This is a genomic window from Pseudomonas sp. SDO524_S393, from assembly GCF_054071875.1.
The window spans coordinates 1-18706 of sequence record NZ_JBSVVZ010000094.1 but is presented as its reverse complement, the minus strand read 5'-3'; the positions used below and the strand labels follow the sequence as shown (position 1 = coordinate 18706).

Below are 18706 nucleotides of genomic sequence, written 5' to 3'. Positions count from 1 at the left end.
AGTCAATGCATCTTTAACTGATCCACCGCATTCGCGAGCAAGCCCGCTCCCACATTTGGATCTCTGTCAGGCAGATGAATCGGGTTATTTGCCCAGCTTGCGCAACTCATCCGATTCCACCACCCGCACCCCATCCTGCTCTTCCAGCGCCAGGCGCCACATGGCCCGGGCCAGTTCGCACACTTCGATACCGTGATACTTGCCTGGAATCAGGCGCGACAGCGGTCCGGCCAATTGCTCGGCCAGTCGTGGTTCCAGGCGTTCCCCCAGCAGCAATGATGGCCGCACGATGGTCAGTTGCGGCCAGTCCTGCGCCTTGAGCGCCTGTTCCATTTCACCCTTGACGCGGTTGTAGAAAATCGAGGATTTCGGATCGGCGCCAATCGCGCTGATCACGATCAGGTGCCGCGCGCCCATTTCCCGCGCACGCTTGGCGAACGCCACCACCATGTCCAGGTCAACCGCGCGAAAGGCCGCCTCGGAGCCGGCCTGCTTGATGGTCGTGCCCAGGCAGCAGAACGCCAGATCGACACGGCCACTCAATTGCGGCAGGAATACGGCGGGGTCGCCCACCGGGTTTTCCAGGTGGGGGTGTTCGGCCAGGGGCTTGCGGCTGGGTGCCAGCACGCGGGTGACGGTGGGTTCGTTGAGCAGGCGATCGAGCAGGTGTTCGCCGGTAAGGCCGGAGGCTCCGGCAAGCAGGATATGCTGAGGCGTCAGGTACATGGTGTTTCCCCCTTGTTACACAGTTCAGCTTAGTTGCCTTTGGCTTCCTTGCTATTCATTGAGACGCTTTCGAGCGCCTTTCGTGCCTGCTGCTTGCGTAATAATTGCCAGTGGGCGATGACACCTTTGGGGGCCCAGATCTGCGGCTCCGACGCTTCGAAGTTGTCCGCCTGTTCGCGCTCGGCCACATGCTGTTGTGCCAGCTTGAAGGCTTGCTGCAAATCGTCGGTCTGGTTGAGGGCTTGGGCGAAGAGGGCGTCGCCGAAGTAGGTGAAGTCGGCTTCTTCAGAGCAGCCGAAGGACACGCGATCAGCCCGTGATGCGGTCATGATCAAGGTACGGTCGTCTTTGAGCGCCGGGATGAAACCGCCGGAGTAGCAGGCGGAAATCACGATGATCTTGTCGCGGTTTTTCAACGGCGCCATCACCGCCGCCAGCTCATCGGCGGGCAGGTCGGCCAACTCCATGCGCGGTTGGTCCAGCACCAGTTCGTGTTCGTGGGTGCCGTGACTGGTCATGTAGATAAACACCAGGTCTTCCGGCCCGGTGCGCTCTGCCAGGGTCTGGATGGCACGGCGCAGACTTTCGCGGGTCGCCAGCGGACGGTCGGCGATGTGGTCACGGTGGTTGACCAGGCGAATCTGGCCGCGCGCGCCGAAACGGGTGGCGAGCATGTTGCTGACGTAATCGGCTTCGCGCAGGAACACGCTTTGTTTGCCGTCGCCGGCCACGGCCAGGGTGTACAGCTCTACGGCGGCGGTGGAGGCGGGCACGGCGGCGAGGGCCGCCTCCAGCAGGCGGCCCTGGGCGAGTACGCCGATCTCCAGCGGGTCGGGCAGCAGCTTGCCATCGGCATCACGCACGCGCATGCCATTGACCCAGGTGCCGGCCTGAACCGTGCCGTCGGTGAGCACCAGGGTGCCTTTGCCCTGGTAGCTGTCGCTGTCGAAACCACCGATATAGAAGCTGCCATCGGTGAGGTTCAGACGGCCTTCGCCGGTGAAGCGCCAGTCGGCGAACTGGCCGACATAATGGCTGCCGTCCACGCCGATCAGTTCACCCTTGCCGCTGAGTGCGCCTTCCTTGAATTGGCCGATCCACACATCGCCGTCAGCGTTTTCATAACGACCCTTGCCGTTGAGCTGGTTCTGCTTGAACTGGCCGACGTAGATATCGCCGTCCGCACTGTTGAAGGTGCCATTGCCCTCCAACTGGCCGTCGACAAAATGGCCGCTGAACTGATTGCCGCTGTCGTCGTTGCGCTGGCCTTCGCCGTTCGGTTTGCCGTGGGCGAACTGGCCCTGGTACTGGCTGCCGTCGGCAAGCTCCAGGCGACCGAGACCGGAATACTGATCGTCCTTGAACTCGCCGCGATAGGTCATCTGCCCCTCTTTGAGGGTGCCTTCGCCATTGCGCCGTCCCTGCTTGAAGCCACCCACGTAGTGGCTGCCAGCGGTGGTCAGGCTGCCCTGGCCATCGAACAGGCCCTGCTGGAAGTCGCCTTTATAGACTTCACCGTTGCTGCCATGCCATTCGCCCTGGCCATGCCACTGGCCCTTGTCGAACTGGCCGGCGTACCAACTGCCGTTGGGGTAGTCCACACGACCCTGGCCTTGCAGCAGACCATTGACTACATCGCCCCGGTAGCGGCCGCCGTCGGGCAGGCGCGCGTCGGGCGGCAGCAGCGATTCGCCGTCTCCGCAAGCGGTGAGCAAAAGGGCAAGGGCAAGGGGAGCGAGTGGGCGCATAGCGGGATCCGGATAATTGAGCGCCGAGTATGCCGCAGCTGCGAGTTTCATACATAAATTTACATACCCTGTGGTGAGGTTCGGGTCCCCACCACAGGTGCGGGCTTACACGAAATAGAGTGACAACGACTCTGCGATGTAAGCCGGTTTTTCCTGGCCTTCGATTTCCAGGGTGGCGGTGGCCTTGAGCAGCCATTGGCCAGGTTTTTTCTCGGTGACGTCGTTGAGGGTCACGTTCAGGCGCACCCTGGAATTGACCTTCACCGGCTGGATGAAGCGCACGCTGTCCAGGCCGTAGTTGACCGCCATCTTCAGCCCCTCGGGCACGATCAGCAGGTCTTCCATCAGCTTGGGCAGCAACGACAGCGACAGGAAGCCGTGGGCGATGGTGCTGCCAAATGGAGTTTGCGCCGCCTTGACCGGGTCGACGTGGATGAACTGATGGTCGCCCGTGGCTTCAGCGAACAGGTTGATGCGTGCCTGATCGATGGTGAGCCACTCGGAACGTCCCAGTTCCTTGCCGACATAATCTTTGAGCTGCGCTACGGGTACATAGGGCATTGCGTCTCTCCTGGGTTCATCGGTTTTTATCGGTGTGCGAAAACCATGGTAGATCATCATGGGCAACCGGGCCGGTCAACCCACCATGCTTTTGGCGAATGCCGAAGCATAGGGCTGGCGTGCTTATAATGCCGGCACGCTTTAAAAGGGGGATGAACGGATGCTGTTACGAGGGCTGACCTGGCTGGTGCTGTTCCAATTGCTCGGCACGGCGCTCAACCACTTGCTGCTGCCGGTGTTGCCTGGGCCGATCATCGGGCTGCTGCTGATGCTTGGTTTTCTGGTCTGGAAGGGCGAAGTCGGCGAGCCCTTGAGCCTGGCGGCCAGCAGCTTGCTGCGTTACCTGCCGTTATTGCTGGTGCCGCCCGCGGTAGGGGTCATGGTGTACGCCAAGGATATCGCCGCCGACTTCTGGGCCATCATCGGTGCGCTGGTGCTGTCGCTGGTCATTGCGATGGGGTTCGTCGGCGTACTGATGCAGCAGATGATCAAGCGCAAGGGGAAGGACCAATGACCTTCGACTGGCAGGGCGCGTGGACGGCGGTGATTCATCACCCGTTGTTCGGTATCGGCATCACCCTGGGGGCTTATCAACTGGTGCTGGCCGGGTTCGAGAAAACCCGCTGGATTTTCCTGCAGCCGGTGCTGGTGTCCATGCTGCTGGTGATCGGCGTGTTGCTGACCTGTGGCTTGAGCTACGCCGAGTACCGCGAAAGTACCCAGATCATGGGCATTCTGCTGGGCCCGGCGACGGTGGCGCTGGCCGTGCCGCTCTACCTGAACCTGCGACGGATTCGCCAATTGTTCTGGCCGATCTTTACTACGCTGGTGATAGGCGGCGTGGTGGCAACCGGCTTGTGTGTGCTGCTGGGATGGGGGTTCGGTGCCGAACACAGGATGTTGATGACCATGGCGCCCAAGTCGGTGACCTCGCCGATCGCCATGCTGGTGGCCGAGCAGATCGGCGGCGTGGCGGCGCTGGCGGCGGTGTTCGTACTCATCACCGGGGTGATTGGCGCGATGATCGGCCCGGCGTATCTGTCGCGTCTGGGGGTACACAGCCCGGAAGCGCGCGGCATGGCCCTGGGCATGACCGCGCACGCGGTAGGTACCTCGGTGGCTCTGCAGGAAAGCGAAGAGTGCGGCGCCTTTGCGGCGCTGGCCATGAGTCTGATGGGCGTGGCCACGGCGGTGTTCCTGCCGCTGGCCGTGTCGGTGATCGTTTAAACCGGGTTTAAGGAAACCTTTATGAGTCTGGCGCTGTTCCCGCTCAACACCGTGCTGTTTCCGGGTTGCACCCTCGACCTGCAACTGTTCGAGGCCCGTTACCTGGACATGATCAGCCGTTGCATGAAAAAGGGCGAAAGCTTTGGCGTGGTGTGCATCTTCGACGGTCAGGAAGTGGGCCAGGCGCCGGACGGCTACGCGCTGATCGGCTGCGAGGCGTTGATCCGCGACTTCAAGCAGCAGGACAACGGCCTGCTGGGCATTCGTGTCGAAGGTGGGCGCCGTTTTCGCGTGCGGGATGCCGGCGTGCAGAAGGATCAACTGCTGGTGGCCGAGGTGCAGTGGCTGGAAGAACTGCCGGAGCAACCGCTGGAAGACGAGGATGCCGACCTGTTGGCCTTGCTCCACGCGTTGGCCGAGCACCCGATGGTGGCTTCCCTCGACATGGGCACCCATGCCGAGGGCCAGCAGGCCCTGGGCAATCAGCTGGCCTACCTGCTGCCGTTCACCGAGGCCGACAAAATTGACCTGTTGCAACTCGACGACCCGCAGCAGCGGCTGGATGCGATCCAGATCTTGCTCGACGAGTTGCAGGGAGAGTTGTTCGCTTAATAGGCATACCGCAGCAAGGCGTGGGGCGTACCGGTAAACGCGATGAAGCCGAGCACCGCCGCCACCGCCGGCAACACCAGCCACCAGGCTTTTTGCGACATGGCGGGCAAGGGTGTGCGGTACTCAAAGGCCGTCAGGCTCAATGCGCAGACGGTCATCGCCAGCAGCGTGCCGGCCAGAATGTCCGTCGGCCAGTGGGCGCCGAGGTATACCCGCGACAACGCAATAAACGCGGCAGGGATGCAACCCAGCAGCAGCCAGGTCAGGCGCAACCGCGTGGGTTGGCCGCGTCCGGCGAGTATCGCCAGCGCCAGGAAAAACGCAAACGCCCCTGAGGCGTGGCCGCTGGGCATGCTGAAGCTGGTCAGCGGGTCCGTCAGGATTTCCGGGCGGCCACGGGCGAAAAACAGCTTGGTGCCCGTGTTGATCACCGCCGATCCCGCCAGCGTGACGCCGACGAACAGCGCGTGCCGCCATTGTCTCGCCAGTAGGAGCAGGCCGGTGAATACGGCACTGGCGACGAACATCTTCTTGAACTCGCCCAGTTGGGTGACCATCACCATGGCCTGGTCCAGCCAGGGGCTGCGATGTTCCTGCACCAGCGCGCTCAGGCCCTGGTCGAAGTCATTGAGGTGGGGGTAGCCGATAAACAGCGCGATCAACAAGGTCAGGCTCGCGCAGCCGATCCACAAGGTGGCACGACGATGGCCGCGCAAGCTGCTGTTCAAGCTCAACCCCAACAGCACCGCGATACAGGCCGCAACAATCCCGGCCTCGGGCCAGAAACCTTCCGGCAGCGGCAGGCGGAACGCGGCACCGGTCGCCCAACCCGGCAGCAGGTAGGCCACCGACCAGCCGGCTGCCGCCACAATGCTCACCAGGGCAAAGCGCGGGAAGGGCATGTCGCACATGCCCGCCACCATCGGCAGCATCGGGCGCAGCGGGCCGATGAAGCGTCCTACCAGCAGGCTGGCGATACCGTACTTGTGGAAGTAGGTTTCGGCACTGTTCATCCATTCCGGGTGGTGACGCAGACCGGGCAGGCGCCGGATGTTCTGGTGGAAATGTCGGCCCAGATAGTAGGAAACCGCGTCACCCAGCAGCCCGCCCAGGAAGCCCAGCAACAGGGTTTCACTCAACGACAGCGCTCCGCTGCCGGCGAGAGCGGCAATGGCGAACAGCAATACCGTGCCTGGCACGATCAGCCCGGCAATGGCCAGACACTCCACGCAGGCGACGATGAATACCGCCACCGCCAGCCATTCGGGGTTCAGGGTCAGCCAGCCGGTAATGCTATCGAGCCATTGGCCCATAAAACGTCACTCCCTCTATGCAATACATAACTTGAAACGCTGAAGATCAACTGTGGGAGCGGGCTTGCCCGCGAATGCGGCCTGTCAGTGAAGTAGTCTGTGGCTGACGCACCGCAATCGCGGGCAAGCCCGCTCCCACATTGGATCTGCGGGACTGCAGGTTTCAACGCTCATTTCATTCAATCAAACGATAATCGCGACCTTCGACCTGGCCCCGGCGCAGCGGGTTCCGGGTGCAGTAAGGCGCGTAGCCCGCATCGACGAAGCGGTACATCAAGTGTTCGTCACGCCCGTTGGGGATGCCCAGCCGGGTGGTCTGGATGATGGGTGCAGGCGTTTGGCCCACGTCTTCGACGTATAGCTGTTCCTGGTCGAAGCGCTTGGCGTCCCACATCGGCACCTTCAACCCCAGCGCCTTGCACAACAGGGTCTGGCCGGCACACAGTTTCTGCGCGGGCCTGGGATTGCCGTTGGCGTCCGGGTTGTTCGATTGCATCTGCGCCAGGCTGGCTGGGCCGGACAGTTCGTCGACCCAGGGATACGCCGATTTGATCAGGACGGCATTGCCCGGGCCGTGGGCGCTGAAGTTCAGGGAGTCGCCGCCACGGGCGTAGTACATGTAGATATGGCCACCATCCAGAAACAAAGCCTTACGCTTTTCTGTGTAGCCCAACGACGCGTGACTGCCTTTTTCGGCCAGGTAATAGGCTTCGGTTTCAATGATTCGCGCCGAAAGCCAGGTTTCGCCCACGCGATGGCGGATGATTTTTCCAAGCAAGGCTTGCGCAAGAATCTGCGCATCCCGGTCGAAAAAGCTGTCGGGCAGGGCGCTGGCGGGGTGTTGGGGCGATGGACTGGGCATGGCGCTGGACAGTGGATGCGGCTAAATGTGACGGAATCATAACAACTCCCGCCTTAATTACCGCTGAACCTCAAGTTTTTACAGTTCATTTCGACCATCCGCCCCTCACCGCTGTCCGTAGGACGGCGTCACAGCTATAATCTGCCGCTTTCCTCCCTGCCAAGACTCCCCGACCATGACTGAGTCCGTTCTTGACTACATGACCCGCCTGGGTCGCGCCGCCCGTCAGGCCTCGCGGTTGATCGCCCGCGCGAGTACCGCGCAGAAGAACCGTGCCCTGCTGGCCGCCGCCGATGCTCTGGATGCTGCGCGCTCCGAGCTTTCTGCCGCCAACGAGCTGGACCTGGCCAACGGCCGCGCCAATGGCCTTGAACCGGCCCTGCTGGACCGCCTGGCGCTGACCCCGGCGCGTATCGACGACATGATCGAAGGCTTGCGTCAGGTGGCGAAGCTGCCTGACCCCATCGGTGAAATCCGCGACATGCGCTACCTGCCGTCCGGTATCCAGGTGGGCAAGATGCGCGTGCCCCTGGGCGTGATCGGCATCATTTACGAGTCGCGTCCGAATGTGACCATCGACGCCGCGAGCCTGTGCCTCAAGTCCGGCAACGCCACCATCCTGCGGGGCGGTTCCGAGGCGATCAATTCCAACCGCGCCATTGCGGCCTGCATTCAGCAGGGCCTGGCCGTGGCCGATTTGCCCGCCGAAGTGGTGCAAGTGGTGGAAACCACCGATCGCGCCGCCGTGGGTGCGCTGATCACCATGCCCGAGTTCGTCGACGTGATCGTGCCGCGCGGGGGCAAGAGCCTGATCGAGCGCGTCAGCCGCGATGCCAAGGTGCCGGTCATCAAACACCTGGATGGCGTGTGCCACGTGTTCATCGACATCGCCGCCGACATCGACAAGGCGATTCGCATCGCCGACAACGCCAAGACCCAGCGCTACGCGCCGTGCAACACCATGGAAACCCTGTTGGTGCACGTCGGCATCGCCGAGCGCGTGTTGCCACCTCTGGCGGCCATCTACCGCGACAAGGGCGTGGAGCTGCGCGGTTGTGAGCGTACCCGTGCGTTGCTGGGTGCGGATGTGATCGAAGCCACCGAGCAAGACTGGTACACCGAATACACGGCGCCGATCCTGTCGATCCGCATTGTCGACGACCTGGATCAGGCCATCGAGCACATCAACACCTACGGCTCCAAGCACACCGACGCCATTGTTTCCGAGCATTTCAGCGATGCCCGGCGTTTCCTCAATGAAGTGGATTCCGCTTCGGTGATGATCAACGCCTCGACACGTTTTGCCGACGGCTTCGAATATGGCCTGGGGGCGGAGATCGGTATTTCCACCGACAAGCTCCACGCCCGCGGTCCGGTTGGTCTCGAAGGGCTGACCAGCGAGAAGTACGTGGTGTTCGGCGACGGTCATGTGCGCACTTGATGGGTAAACGCATCGGGCTGCTCGGCGGCACCTTCGACCCCGTGCACATCGGCCATTTGCGCAGCGCCCTGGAAGTCGCGGATGCCCTCGCGCTGGATGAACTGCGCGTGATGCCCAACGCACGGCCGCCCCATCGCGATACGCCGCAGGTGTCACCGCAGCAGCGTCTGGAAATGGTGCGCCTTGCCGTGGAAGGTATCGCGCCGCTGGTGGTGGACGACCGCGAGCTCAAGCGCGATAAACCGTCCTACACTGTTGACACCCTGGAACTGATGCGCGCCGAGTTGGCCGCGGATGACCAGTTGTTTCTGCTTTTGGGCTGGGACGCATTTTGCGGCCTGCCCTCTTGGCATCGCTGGGAAGAACTCCTCCAGCATTGCCACATCCTGGTTTTGCAACGCCCGGATGCCGACAGCGAACCGCCGGATGCCTTGCGCAACCTGCTGGCCGCGCGGTCGGTAAGTGACCCCTTGGCCCTGACCGGGCCGAACGGGAATATTGCATTCGTCTGGCAGACCCCGCTTGCGGTGTCGGCCACCCAGATCCGTCAACTGCTGGCCAGCGGGAAGTCGGTACGGTTCCTGGTGCCTGACGCGGTCCTGGCCTACATCGATGCGCACGATCTGTACCGTGCGTCGAACTGAACAGGCGCGCTTGAAGACACGAATAAACGTGTAGCGAGCGCCCGAATATATGAGCAAAACGAGTTTTTTATGACCAACAAAGACGTAAGCAAAGTTAAGCGCAAAGGCACCTTCAAGAGTGCGCCGTTGCCGCCTGAAACCCAGGCCGGCCCGGTGCCTGAAGGCGAAGCGCTGGTACAACTGGCCGTCGCCGCGCTGGAAGACGTGAAGGCTCAGGACATTCAGGTCCTGGACGTGCGTGAGAAGCAGAGCATCACCGATTACATGATCATCGCTACCGGTACCTCCAACCGCCAGATCGGCGCGATGCTGGACAAGGTGCGCGAAGCCGTCAAAGCCCAGGGCGTGAAGCCGCTGGGTGAAGAAGGCAAGGGCGACAGCGACTGGGTGCTGGCCGACCTGGACACCGTCATCGTGCACATGATGACCAGCGCCGCTCGCCAGTTCTACGACCTGGAGCGCCTGTGGATGGGCGCCGAGCAGAGCCGTGCCGCCGATGGCAAGCACCACAGCCCGGAAGTGGGCCATGCACACTTCGACAAGCTGAACAAAGACCAGGAATAAGGAACGGCTGTGCGCCTGCGTCTGATTGCTGTCGGTTCACGCATGCCCAAGTGGGTGGAAGAGGGCTGGCATGAATATGCCAAGCGTCTGCCCGCCGAGTTGTCGCTGGACCTGGTCGAGATACCGCTCAACACCCGGGGCAAGAATGCCGACGTGGCGCGCTTTATCCGTCAGGAAGGCGAGGCCATGCTGGCCAAGGTCGGCCCCAACGAGCGCATCGTCACCCTCGAAGTGCACGGCAAGCCCTGGAGCACCGAGCAACTGGCGGTGGAACTGGATCGCTGGCGCCTGGACTCGCGTACGGTCAATTTCATGGTCGGCGGCCCCGAGGGGCTGGCGCCGGAAGTCTGTGCGCGGGCCGACCAGCGCTGGTCGCTGTCGGCGTTGACGCTGCCGCACCCGTTGGTAAGGATCCTGATCGGTGAACAGTTGTATCGCGCCTGGACAGTCCTGTCCGGGCACCCTTACCACAAATAATCTGCGCCCCTCTCGATGACCCAGCCGATCCGTATCAAGGACCATGAGAAAGACGCACGTCTGGTACGCGCGCGGGTGGTGTTTGGCGCGGTTCTGGTGGTGGCCCTGCTCGGGGTGTTGATTGCGCGCCTGTATTTCCTGCAGGTGATCCAGTACGACTATCACTCCACGCTGTCGGAAAACAACCGGGTGCATGTGCAGCCGATTCCGCCGACCCGGGGGCTGATTTTCGACCGCAATGGTGTGGTGGTCGCGGACAACCGGCCCAGCTTCAGCCTGAGCATGACCCGCGAGCGCTCCGGCGATTGGCAGCAAGTGCTCGATGTGATCATCGAGGTGCTGCAACTGACCCCGGAAGACCGGGTGATCTTCGAGAAACGCATGAAGCAGGGGCGCCGGCCATTCGAGCCGGTGCCGATCCTGTTCGAGCTGACCGAAGAGCAGATTGCGCGGATCGCGGTCAACCAGTTCCGCCTGCCCGGTGTGGAAGTGGTGGCGCAACTGGTGCGGCATTACCCGCAAGGCCCGCACTTTGCCCACTCCGTGGGGTATATGGGGCGGATCAACGAGAAAGAGCTGAAAAGCCTCGATCCGGTGAATTACAGCGGCACCCACCACATCGGCAAAACCGGCATCGAGCGCTTCTACGAGCCCGAGCTGCATGGCCAGGTGGGTTATGAAGAGGTCGAGACCAACGCCCGTGGCCGAGTGCTGCGGGTGCTCAAGCGTACCGACCCGGTGCCGGGCAAGGACATTGTGCTGAGCCTGGATATTCGTCTGCAGGAAGCGGCCGAGATGGCGCTGGGCGGCCGGCGCGGTGCGGTGGTCGCGCTGGACCCGAAGACCGGCGAAGTGCTGGCGATGGTCAGCCAGCCGAGTTTCGATCCCAACCTGTTCGTGACCGGTATCAGCTTCAAGGCTTACGCCGAGCTGCGTGACTCCATCGACCGTCCGCTGTTCAACCGTGTATTGCGTGGCCTGTACCCGCCGGGTTCGACCATCAAACCGGCGGTGGCGATTGCCGGCCTGGACGCGGGCGTGGTCACGGCCACCAGCCGGGTGTTCGACCCGGGCTATTACATGCTGCCCAATTACGACCACAAATACCGTAACTGGAACCGCACCGGTGACGGCTATGTCGACCTGGACACCGCGATCATGCGTTCCAACGACACCTACTTCTACGATCTGGCCCACAAGCTGGGCATCGACCGCTTGTCCGCGTACATGGGCAAGTTCGGCCTGGGGCAGAAAGTCTCCCTGGACATGTTCGAGGAATCGCCTGGCCTGATGCCATCGCGCGAGTGGAAGCGCGCGACCCGCCGTCAGGCGTGGTTCCCGGGTGAAACCCTGATCCTCGGTATCGGCCAGGGCTACATGCAAGCCACGCCGCTGCAACTGGCGCAGGCCACGGCACTGGTGGCCAACAAGGGCATCTGGAATCGTCCGCACCTGGCCAAGACCATCGAAGGCGAAAAGCCGGTGGACGAGAACCCGATTCCCGACATCGTGTTGCGCGATTCGTCGGACTGGACCAAGGTCAACCACGGCATGCAGCAAGTGATGCATGGCGCCCGGGGCACCGCGCGCAAGGCGGCGATCGGCGCGCAGTATCGCATTGCCGGCAAGAGCGGTACCGCCCAGGTGGTGGCGATCAAGCAAGGCGAAAAATACGACCGTTCCAAGGTTCAGGAACGCCACCGTGACCACGCGCTGTTTGTCGGTTTCGCGCCGGCGGATGACCCTAAAATCGTGGTGGCGGTCATGGTCGAGAACGGCGAGTCCGGCTCCGGCGTCGCGGCGCCCGTGGTGCGCCAAGTGATGGACGCCTGGCTGTTGGCCGACGACGGCAGGCTCAAGCCCGAATATGGCGGCCCCCCTTCAAGCACCGAGGTTACGGCCCGTGAAGAGTAATTTTGACCGCATCCTCTCCAGTGAAGACGTGATGCGTCGCCGGGCGACGTTGCTGCAACGCATGCACATCGACGGCCCTTTGCTGATCCTGCTGTTGACGCTCGCCGCCGGCAGCCTGTTCGTGTTGTATTCGGCCAGCGGCAAGAACTGGGACCTGCTGATCAAGCAGGCGTCTTCGTTCGGTCTGGGCCTGTTGTCGATGGTGGTGATCGCCCAGCTCGAGCCGCGTTTCATGGCGCGGTGGGTGCCCCTGGGTTACGTCGCGGGCGTGTTGTTGCTGGTGGTGGTGGACGTGATGGGCCACAACGCCATGGGTGCGACCCGCTGGATCAACATCCCGGGGGTGATTCGCTTCCAGCCGTCGGAATTCATGAAGATCCTCATGCCGGCGACCATCGCCTGGTATTTGTCCAAGCGCACTTTGCCGCCGCAGCTCAAGCATGTGGGGATCAGCCTGATCCTGATCGGCGTGCCGTTCATCCTGATCGTGCGCCAGCCGGATCTCGGCACCTCGCTGCTGATCCTGGCGGGCGGCGCGTTCGTGCTGTTCATGGGCGGGCTGCGCTGGCGCTGGATCCTCAGCGTGCTGGCAGCGGCGGTACCGGTGGCCGTGGCCATGTGGTTCTTCTTTATGCATGACTACCAGAAGCAGCGGATCCTGACCTTCCTCGACCCGGAAAGCGACCCGCTGGGCACCGGCTGGAACATCATCCAGTCCAAGGCCGCCATCGGGTCCGGCGGCGTGTTCGGCAAGGGCTGGTTGCTGGGTACCCAGTCGCACCTGGACTTCCTGCCCGAGAGCCACACCGACTTCATCATTGCGGTGATGGGCGAGGAGTTCGGCCTGGTGGGCATTTGCGCGTTGTTGCTGATCTACCTGCTGCTGATCGGTCGCGGGCTGGTGATCACCGCGCAGGCGCAGACGCTGTTCGGCAAACTGCTGGCCGGCGCCTTGACCATGACTTTTTTTGTTTACGTTTTCGTCAACATCGGTATGGTCAGTGGCCTGTTGCCGGTGGTTGGGGTGCCGTTGCCATTCATTAGCTACGGCGGAACTTCGCTGGTGACATTGCTGTCAGCGTTTGGGGTTTTGATGTCGATTCACACGCATCGCAAGTGGATCGCGCAGGTTTGAATAAGGTGAAGATGTCAATGCAAGCAATGCGCGGCTGGGCGACTCGGCATGCGTCCTGGATGGGCCTGATCGGCTTGTTGGGAGCAACGCAGGAGGCGCGGGCCGGTGACTATGATGGCTCACCCCAGGTCGCCGAATTCGTCGGTGAAATGACCCGCGACTACGGCTTTGCCGGTGAACAGCTGATGGGCGTGTTTCGCGAGGCCCAGAAGAAGCAGGCAATCCTCGACGCCATCTCCCGGCCCGCCGAGCGGGTCAAGCAGTGGAAAGAATACCGCCCGATGTTCCTCACCGACGCCCGCGTGGCCCGGGGCGTGGACTTCTGGCGTCAGCACGAGGCCGTGCTGGCCCGTGCGGAGCAGGAATACGGCGTGCCGGCCCAGGTGATTGTCGCGATCATCGGCATCGAAACCTTCTACGGGCGCAACACGGGCAGCTATCGGGTGATCGATGCTCTGTCGACCCTGGGCTTCGATTACCCGCCCCGCGCCGAGTTTTTCCGCAAGGAACTGCGCGAATTCCTGCTGCTGGCCCGTGAAGAGCAGGTCGACCCGCTAACGCTCAAGGGGTCCTACGCCGGTGCCATGGGCTTGCCGCAGTTCATGCCGAGCAGTTTCCGCGCCTACGCAGTGGACTTCGACGGCGACGGGCATATCAATATCTGGAGCAACCCTGACGACGCCATCGGCAGTGTGGCCAGCTATTTCAAACGCCACGGCTGGGTCGCGGGCGAGCCGGTGGTGATCCGTGCCGAAATTTCCGGAGATCGCGCCGACGAAGGCCTGACCCAAGGCATCGAGCCGGCCAAGACCGTCGGGGAGTTGCGGGCGCTGGGCTGGTCGAGTCAGAATGCGCCACGCGACGACATGCCGGTGACGGCGTTCCGTCTGGAAGGCGAAAACGGCCCTGAATACTGGATGGGCCTGAAGAATTTCTACGCAATCACGCGTTATAACCGCAGTGTGATGTACGCCATGGCCGTGCATCAGCTGTCAGACATGCTGGTCCAAGCACGGGGCGTCAAGTAATGCGGGTATCGCCGATCAATAAACCGCTCAAGCTGGTGGCGTTCGCCGCGTTGTCCTTGCTGGTTGTCAGTTGCTCCACCAGCCGTGGTCCGGCACAGAAGTCCGGCGGTACGGCCGTACGCTCCCAACCGGGGCTGGACATCAACCGCGCCCACAAAGACGGCGCACCGTGGTGGGACGTGGATGTCTCGAAAATCCCGGACGCCACGCCTACCCTGCATACCGGTGCTTATAAAGCCAACCCGTATACCGTCCTGGGCAAGACCTACTTTCCGCTGCAAGAGTCCAAGACCTACGTGCAATCGGGCACGGCATCCTGGTACGGCACCAAGTTCCATGGCCAGAACACCGCCAACGGCGAAGTGTATGACCTGTACGGCATGAGTGCGGCCCACAAGACCCTGCCGCTGCCCAGCTATGTGCGCGTGACCAACCTGGACAACAACCGCACGGTGATCCTGCGGGTCAACGACCGCGGGCCGTTCTATTCGGACCGGATCATCGACTTGTCCTACGCGGCCGCGAAGAAACTCGGCTACGCCGAAACCGGTACTGCGCGGGTGAAGGTCGAAGGCATCGACCCGGCGCAATATTGGGCCCAGCGTGGCAAACCGGCGCCGTTGATGCTCAACGAGCCGCAGACCCCGCAACCGCAGATCGCCTCGGCCGGCAAGGTCGAGCAGTGGACCCCGCCGCCGCAGCAGCATGCGACGGACTCGGTACCCGTGCCCCAGGCCATGCCGGGCGGCGCAGCAGCCGGTGGTCAATACCTGCAGGTCGGCGCTTTCGCCAACCCGGATGCGGCAGAACTGTTAAGGTCCAAGCTGAGCAGCATGGTGAGTGCACCGGTGTTCATCAGTTCCATCGTACGCAACCAGCAGACCCTGCACCGCGTCCGCATGGGGCCGATCGGCTCGCCGAGTGAAGTCGCCCAGGTACAGAACAGCGTGCGCCTGGCCAACCTGGGGCAACCCAGCGTGGTCACCGCCGAATAAGCGTTACACAGATTGAAAGCTCAAGCCCGGGATCGGGCCTGGGCCCAGGTTGCTGGCTCGTTGAACAATAAAAACCCGGGGGCAAGGGGTGGGCATGCAACCGAACACGCGACAGTCTGGCAACGGGCTGTCTGACTCGTTTTGCCCGCAAGGGCAAGTTTCCATTAGCAATTTCGAGAGACGGATGAACATCACCACCTTAGCCAAACGCACGTGCCTGCTTATCTCGCTGATCATCACCCCGGCTGCCTGGGCCGTGGAAATGATGCCGGCTGCCCCGCAACTCGCCGCCAAGTCCTGGGTGCTCATGGATGCCGCCAGCGGCAACGTGCTGGTGGAGAACAATGGCGACCAGCGCTTGCCCCCGGCCAGCTTGACCAAGCTGATGACGGCCTATATTGCGACCCTGGAAATCCGTCGCGGCCAGATCGGCGAGAACGACCCGGTGACCGTCAGCGAAAACGCCTGGCGCACCGGCGGTTCGCGGATGTTCATCAAGGTAGGTTCGCAAGTTACCGTGAGTGACCTGCTGCACGGCATCATCATCCAGTCCGGCAACGACGCCAGCGTGGCGCTGTCCGAGCACATCGCCGGCAGCGAAGATGCGTTCGCCGACATGATGAACAAAACCGTGGCCGACCTGGGCATGACCAACAGCCACTTCATGAACCCGACCGGCCTGCCGAACCCTGAGCATTACTCGTCGGCTCACGACATGGCGATCCTGGCGCGCGCGATCATCCGCGTCGACCCGGTGCACTACGCGATCTACTCCCAGAAAGAGTTCTTCTGGAACAACATCAAGCAGCCTAACCGCAACCTGCTGCTGTGGCGCGACAAGACCGTCGACGGCCTGAAGACCGGCCACACCGAAGAGGCGGGCTACTGCATGGTGTCTTCCGCGGTACGTGACGGCCAGCGCCTGATCGCCGTGGTGTTCGGTACCAACAGCGAGCAGGCCCGTGCGGCCGAGACGCAAAAACTGCTGACCTACGGCTTCCGTTTCTTCGAAACCCAGACCTTCTACCAGAAGGGTGCAGAGCTGGCGACCGCGCCGGTCTGGAAGGGCTCGACCTCGCAAGTCAAGGCCGGCCTGGCTGAAGACCTGACCCTGACCATGCCTAAAGGCCAGCTGAAAAAGCTCGCGGCCAGCATGACCATGAACCCGCACCTGGTGGCCCCTATTGCCAAGGGTGACGTGATCGGCAAGGTCGAAGTGAAGCTGGACGACAAGGTGGTCCACAGCGCTGACCTGATCGCGCTGGACGCCGTTGACGAAGGTGGTATCTTCCGCCGCGTCTGGGATAGCATCCGTCTATTCTTCTACAGCCTGTTCAACTGATAGTGTGCACCTGCAAAGCCCCGTGTCGACCCGACGCGGGGCTTTGCCCGTCGCCACGGCTTACGCTTACGAGGCCGTTACGCCATGACCGATAAAGAAGTAAAGGCGCCAAAGATCGAATTCCCCCAGGCCGATTATCCGATCAAAGTGATCAGCGATACGGGCGTCGGTCGGGAAGCCGAGGTGATCGCCATCGTGTCCAAACACGCCGAGATCAACCTGGGCAAGACCGTGGAGCGGCAAAGCAGCACGGGTAAATACACCACGACCCAGCTGTATATCCTGGCCACCGATCAGGACCAGCTCTACAACATCAACAGCGAACTGCGGGCCACCGGCTTCGTGCACATGGTGCTTTGATGTCAAGTGTCCTGGGCTTTCGCGAGCTCGGCCAGATGGACTACGAGCCTGTCTGGCATGCCATGCAGCGGTTCACCAACGAGCGCGGCAGCTCGGCCCCCGATGAAGTCTGGCTGGTGGAACACCCGCCGGTGTTCACCCAGGGGCAGGCCGGCAAGGCCGAGCATCTGCTGGTTCCGGGTGATATTCCGGTGGTGCAGGTCGACCGAGGTGGCCAAGTGACTTACCATGGGCCCGGTCAACTGGTCGCCTATCTGTTGCTGGACGTGCGCAAGCTGGGTTTTGGCGTGCGCGATCTGGTCAGCCGGATGGAGGCTTGCCTGATCGAGCTGCTGGCCAGCTACGGCGTGACCGCTGCGGCCAAGCCCGATGCGCCCGGCGTGTATGTCGACGGCGCGAAAATCGCGTCCCTGGGGCTGCGTATTCGCCACGGGTGTTCCTTTCACGGCCTGGCCTTGAACGTGGACATGGACCTGGCGCCGTTCCGACGGATCAACCCCTGTGGTTACGCAGGGCTGGCGATGACGCAACTGAGCGACCACGCCACACCGATTAAATTTGCCGAGGTAAGTGCCCGGCTGCGTGCGCAGCTCGTCAAACACCTCGACTATGCTGAGCAGACGACCCTTACGGGCGGAATCGACTGATTATGACTACTGATGCAGTGCAAACCATGATCCCGACGGTGGACGTTACCGACCGTCCAGCCCCGGCCCCGCGTGCCAAGGTGGAAGCCGGCGTCAAGCTGCGCGGCGCCGAGAAGGTTGCACGCATCCCGGTGAAGATCATTCCGACCACCGAACTGCCGAAGAAGCCTGACTGGATCCGCGTGCGTATCCCGGTTTCGCCGGAAGTCGACCGTATCAAGGCCCTGCTGCGCAAGCACAAGCTGCACAGCGTGTGCGAAGAAGCGTCCTGCCCGAACCTGGGCGAGTGCTTCTCCGGCGGTACGGCCACCTTCATGATCATGGGTGACATCTGCACCCGTCGTTGCCCGTTCTGCGACGTGGGCCATGGCCGTCCGAAGCCACTGGACACCAGCGAGCCGGAAAACCTGGCCGTGGCCATCGCCGACCTCAAGCTCAAGTACGTAGTGATCACCTCGGTGGACCGCGACGACCTGCGTGACGGCGGTGCCCAGCACTTTGCCGACTGCATCCGCGAGATCCGCAAGCTGTCGCCGAACGTGATGCTCGAAACCCTGGTACCGGACTACCGTGGCCGTATGGATGTGGCGCTGGAAATCACCGCCGCCGAGCCGCCGGATGTGTTCAACCACAACCTGGAAACCGTGCCACGCCTGTACAAGGCAGCGCGTCCGGGTTCGGACTACCAGTGGTCGCTGACCCTGCTGCAGAAATTCAAGCAGATGATGCCGCACGTACCGACCAAATCCGGCCTGATGCTGGGCCTGGGCGAAACCGATGATGAAGTGATCGAAGTCATGAAGCGCATGCGCGAACACGACATCGACATGCTGACCCTGGGCCAGTACCTGCAACCCTCCCGAAACCACTTGCCGGTGCAGCGTTTCGTGCACCCGGACACCTTCGCCTGGTTCGCCGAGGAAGGCTACAAGATGGGCTTCAAGAACGTTGCGTCCGGCCCACTGGTTCGGTCCTCGTACCACGCCGACGAACAGGCCAAGCTGGTGAAGGCGAGTCTGGTTTCGTAATACCGCTGCTCAAATCCGGGAGCGGGCTTATGTGGGAGCTGGCTTGCCTGCGATAGCATCACCTCGGTGCACCAGATACACC

Annotated in this window: 20 protein-coding genes; 15 read left to right on the top strand and 5 right to left on the bottom strand. The window is 62.4% G+C overall.

Features of this window, described 5'->3' with window-relative positions; all coding sequences use genetic code 11:
* Window positions 1–84: 84 nt before the first annotated feature.
* From ACW9IB_RS27290 to ACW9IB_RS27280, 3 genes are all read right to left on the bottom strand, one after another.
* Window positions 85–726: an oxidoreductase gene (locus tag ACW9IB_RS27290; RefSeq protein ID WP_457368481.1), complete on the bottom strand. Its 642-nt coding sequence runs from the start codon at window positions 724–726 to the stop codon at window positions 85–87.
* A 29-nt stretch (window positions 727–755) separates the two neighbouring features.
* Window positions 756–2474, bottom strand: coding sequence for a C13 family peptidase (locus tag ACW9IB_RS27285; RefSeq protein WP_457368480.1), 1719 nt, complete (start codon window positions 2472–2474; stop codon window positions 756–758).
* 105 nt (window positions 2475–2579) lie between these two features.
* The gene (locus tag ACW9IB_RS27280) at window positions 2580–3035 is read right to left on the bottom strand and encodes a MaoC family dehydratase (protein ID WP_457368479.1); all 456 of its coding nucleotides are present in this window, start codon (window positions 3033–3035) and stop codon (window positions 2580–2582) included.
* Between the two features lie 160 nt (window positions 3036–3195).
* On the opposite strand from ACW9IB_RS27280, the gene ACW9IB_RS27275 reads away from it, so the two are divergent.
* The 3 genes from ACW9IB_RS27275 to ACW9IB_RS27265 are packed head-to-tail and all read left to right on the top strand — an operon-like array spanning window position 3196 to window position 4874.
* Window positions 3196–3549: a CidA/LrgA family protein gene (locus ACW9IB_RS27275; protein WP_457368478.1), complete on the top strand. Its 354-nt coding sequence runs from the start codon at window positions 3196–3198 to the stop codon at window positions 3547–3549.
* The gene (locus ACW9IB_RS27270; RefSeq protein WP_457416318.1) at window positions 3546–4262 is read left to right on the top strand and encodes an LrgB family protein; all 717 of its coding nucleotides are present in this window, start codon (window positions 3546–3548) and stop codon (window positions 4260–4262) included. The genes ACW9IB_RS27275 and ACW9IB_RS27270 overlap by 4 nt, the downstream gene beginning before the upstream one ends.
* Before the next feature lie 21 nt (window positions 4263–4283).
* Window positions 4284–4874 carry an LON peptidase substrate-binding domain-containing protein gene (locus tag ACW9IB_RS27265; protein ID WP_457416315.1) on the top strand — a complete coding sequence of 197 codons (591 nt, stop codon included), beginning with the start codon at window positions 4284–4286 and terminating at the stop codon, window positions 4872–4874.
* Here ACW9IB_RS27265 and ACW9IB_RS27260 read toward each other — a convergent pair.
* Together ACW9IB_RS27260 and ACW9IB_RS27255 are read right to left on the bottom strand one after the other, a co-directional pair.
* On the bottom strand, window positions 4871–6187 hold the full coding sequence (locus ACW9IB_RS27260) for a bifunctional DedA family/phosphatase PAP2 family protein (protein WP_457368475.1): 1317 nt from the start codon (window positions 6185–6187) through the stop codon (window positions 4871–4873). The two genes, ACW9IB_RS27265 and ACW9IB_RS27260, sit on opposite strands and share 4 nt — an antisense overlap.
* A gap of 175 nt (window positions 6188–6362) precedes the next feature.
* Window positions 6363–7049, bottom strand: a complete 687-nt coding sequence (locus ACW9IB_RS27255; RefSeq protein WP_457368474.1) for a DNA-3-methyladenine glycosylase — start codon at window positions 7047–7049, stop codon at window positions 6363–6365.
* 175 nt (window positions 7050–7224) lie between these two features.
* Between ACW9IB_RS27255 and ACW9IB_RS27250 the strand changes: the two genes are divergently transcribed.
* The 12 genes from ACW9IB_RS27250 (at window position 7225) to lipA (ending at window position 18624) form a co-directional block, all read left to right on the top strand.
* Window positions 7225–8490, top strand: coding sequence for a glutamate-5-semialdehyde dehydrogenase (locus ACW9IB_RS27250; protein WP_457368473.1), 1266 nt, complete (start codon window positions 7225–7227; stop codon window positions 8488–8490).
* A complete protein-coding gene (nadD, locus tag ACW9IB_RS27245; RefSeq protein ID WP_457368472.1) occupies window positions 8490–9134 on the top strand; it encodes a nicotinate-nucleotide adenylyltransferase in 645 nt (214 codons plus the stop codon). Before ACW9IB_RS27250 ends, nadD begins: the two co-directional genes overlap by 1 nt.
* 69 nt (window positions 9135–9203) lie before the next feature.
* The gene (gene rsfS / locus ACW9IB_RS27240) at window positions 9204–9698 is read left to right on the top strand and encodes a ribosome silencing factor (RefSeq protein ID WP_457368471.1); all 495 of its coding nucleotides are present in this window, start codon (window positions 9204–9206) and stop codon (window positions 9696–9698) included.
* A 9-nt stretch (window positions 9699–9707) separates the two neighbouring features.
* A complete protein-coding gene (gene rlmH / locus ACW9IB_RS27235) occupies window positions 9708–10175 on the top strand; it encodes a 23S rRNA (pseudouridine(1915)-N(3))-methyltransferase RlmH (protein WP_457368470.1) in 468 nt (155 codons plus the stop codon).
* A gap of 15 nt (window positions 10176–10190) precedes the next feature.
* Window positions 10191–12089 (top strand): penicillin-binding protein 2, encoded by a 1899-nt coding sequence (mrdA, locus tag ACW9IB_RS27230; protein WP_457368469.1) that lies wholly within the window; start codon window positions 10191–10193, stop codon window positions 12087–12089.
* Between the two features lie 31 nt (window positions 12090–12120).
* Window positions 12121–13224 (top strand): rod shape-determining protein RodA, encoded by a 1104-nt coding sequence (gene rodA / locus ACW9IB_RS27225; RefSeq protein WP_042570827.1) that lies wholly within the window; start codon window positions 12121–12123, stop codon window positions 13222–13224.
* Window positions 13225–13241: 17 nt separating this feature from the next.
* Window positions 13242–14252, top strand: coding sequence for a lytic murein transglycosylase B (mltB, locus tag ACW9IB_RS27220; protein WP_457416312.1), 1011 nt, complete (start codon window positions 13242–13244; stop codon window positions 14250–14252).
* A complete protein-coding gene (locus ACW9IB_RS27215) occupies window positions 14252–15247 on the top strand; it encodes a septal ring lytic transglycosylase RlpA family protein (protein ID WP_457368467.1) in 996 nt (331 codons plus the stop codon). The genes mltB and ACW9IB_RS27215 overlap by 1 nt, the downstream gene beginning before the upstream one ends.
* Before the next feature lie 184 nt (window positions 15248–15431).
* A complete protein-coding gene (locus ACW9IB_RS27210) occupies window positions 15432–16589 on the top strand; it encodes a D-alanyl-D-alanine carboxypeptidase family protein (RefSeq protein ID WP_457368466.1) in 1158 nt (385 codons plus the stop codon).
* Window positions 16590–16673: 84 nt separating this feature from the next.
* Window positions 16674–16949 carry a DUF493 domain-containing protein gene (locus ACW9IB_RS27205; RefSeq protein ID WP_457368465.1) on the top strand — a complete coding sequence of 92 codons (276 nt, stop codon included), beginning with the start codon at window positions 16674–16676 and terminating at the stop codon, window positions 16947–16949.
* Window positions 16949–17596 carry a lipoyl(octanoyl) transferase LipB gene (gene lipB / locus ACW9IB_RS27200; RefSeq protein WP_457368464.1) on the top strand — a complete coding sequence of 216 codons (648 nt, stop codon included), beginning with the start codon at window positions 16949–16951 and terminating at the stop codon, window positions 17594–17596. Before ACW9IB_RS27205 ends, lipB begins: the two co-directional genes overlap by 1 nt.
* Window positions 17597–17622: 26 nt before the next feature.
* Entirely contained in the window at window positions 17623–18624 is a 1002-nt protein-coding gene (lipA, locus tag ACW9IB_RS27195; RefSeq protein WP_457368499.1) for a lipoyl synthase, read from the top strand.
* Window positions 18625–18706 lie beyond the last annotated feature (82 nt).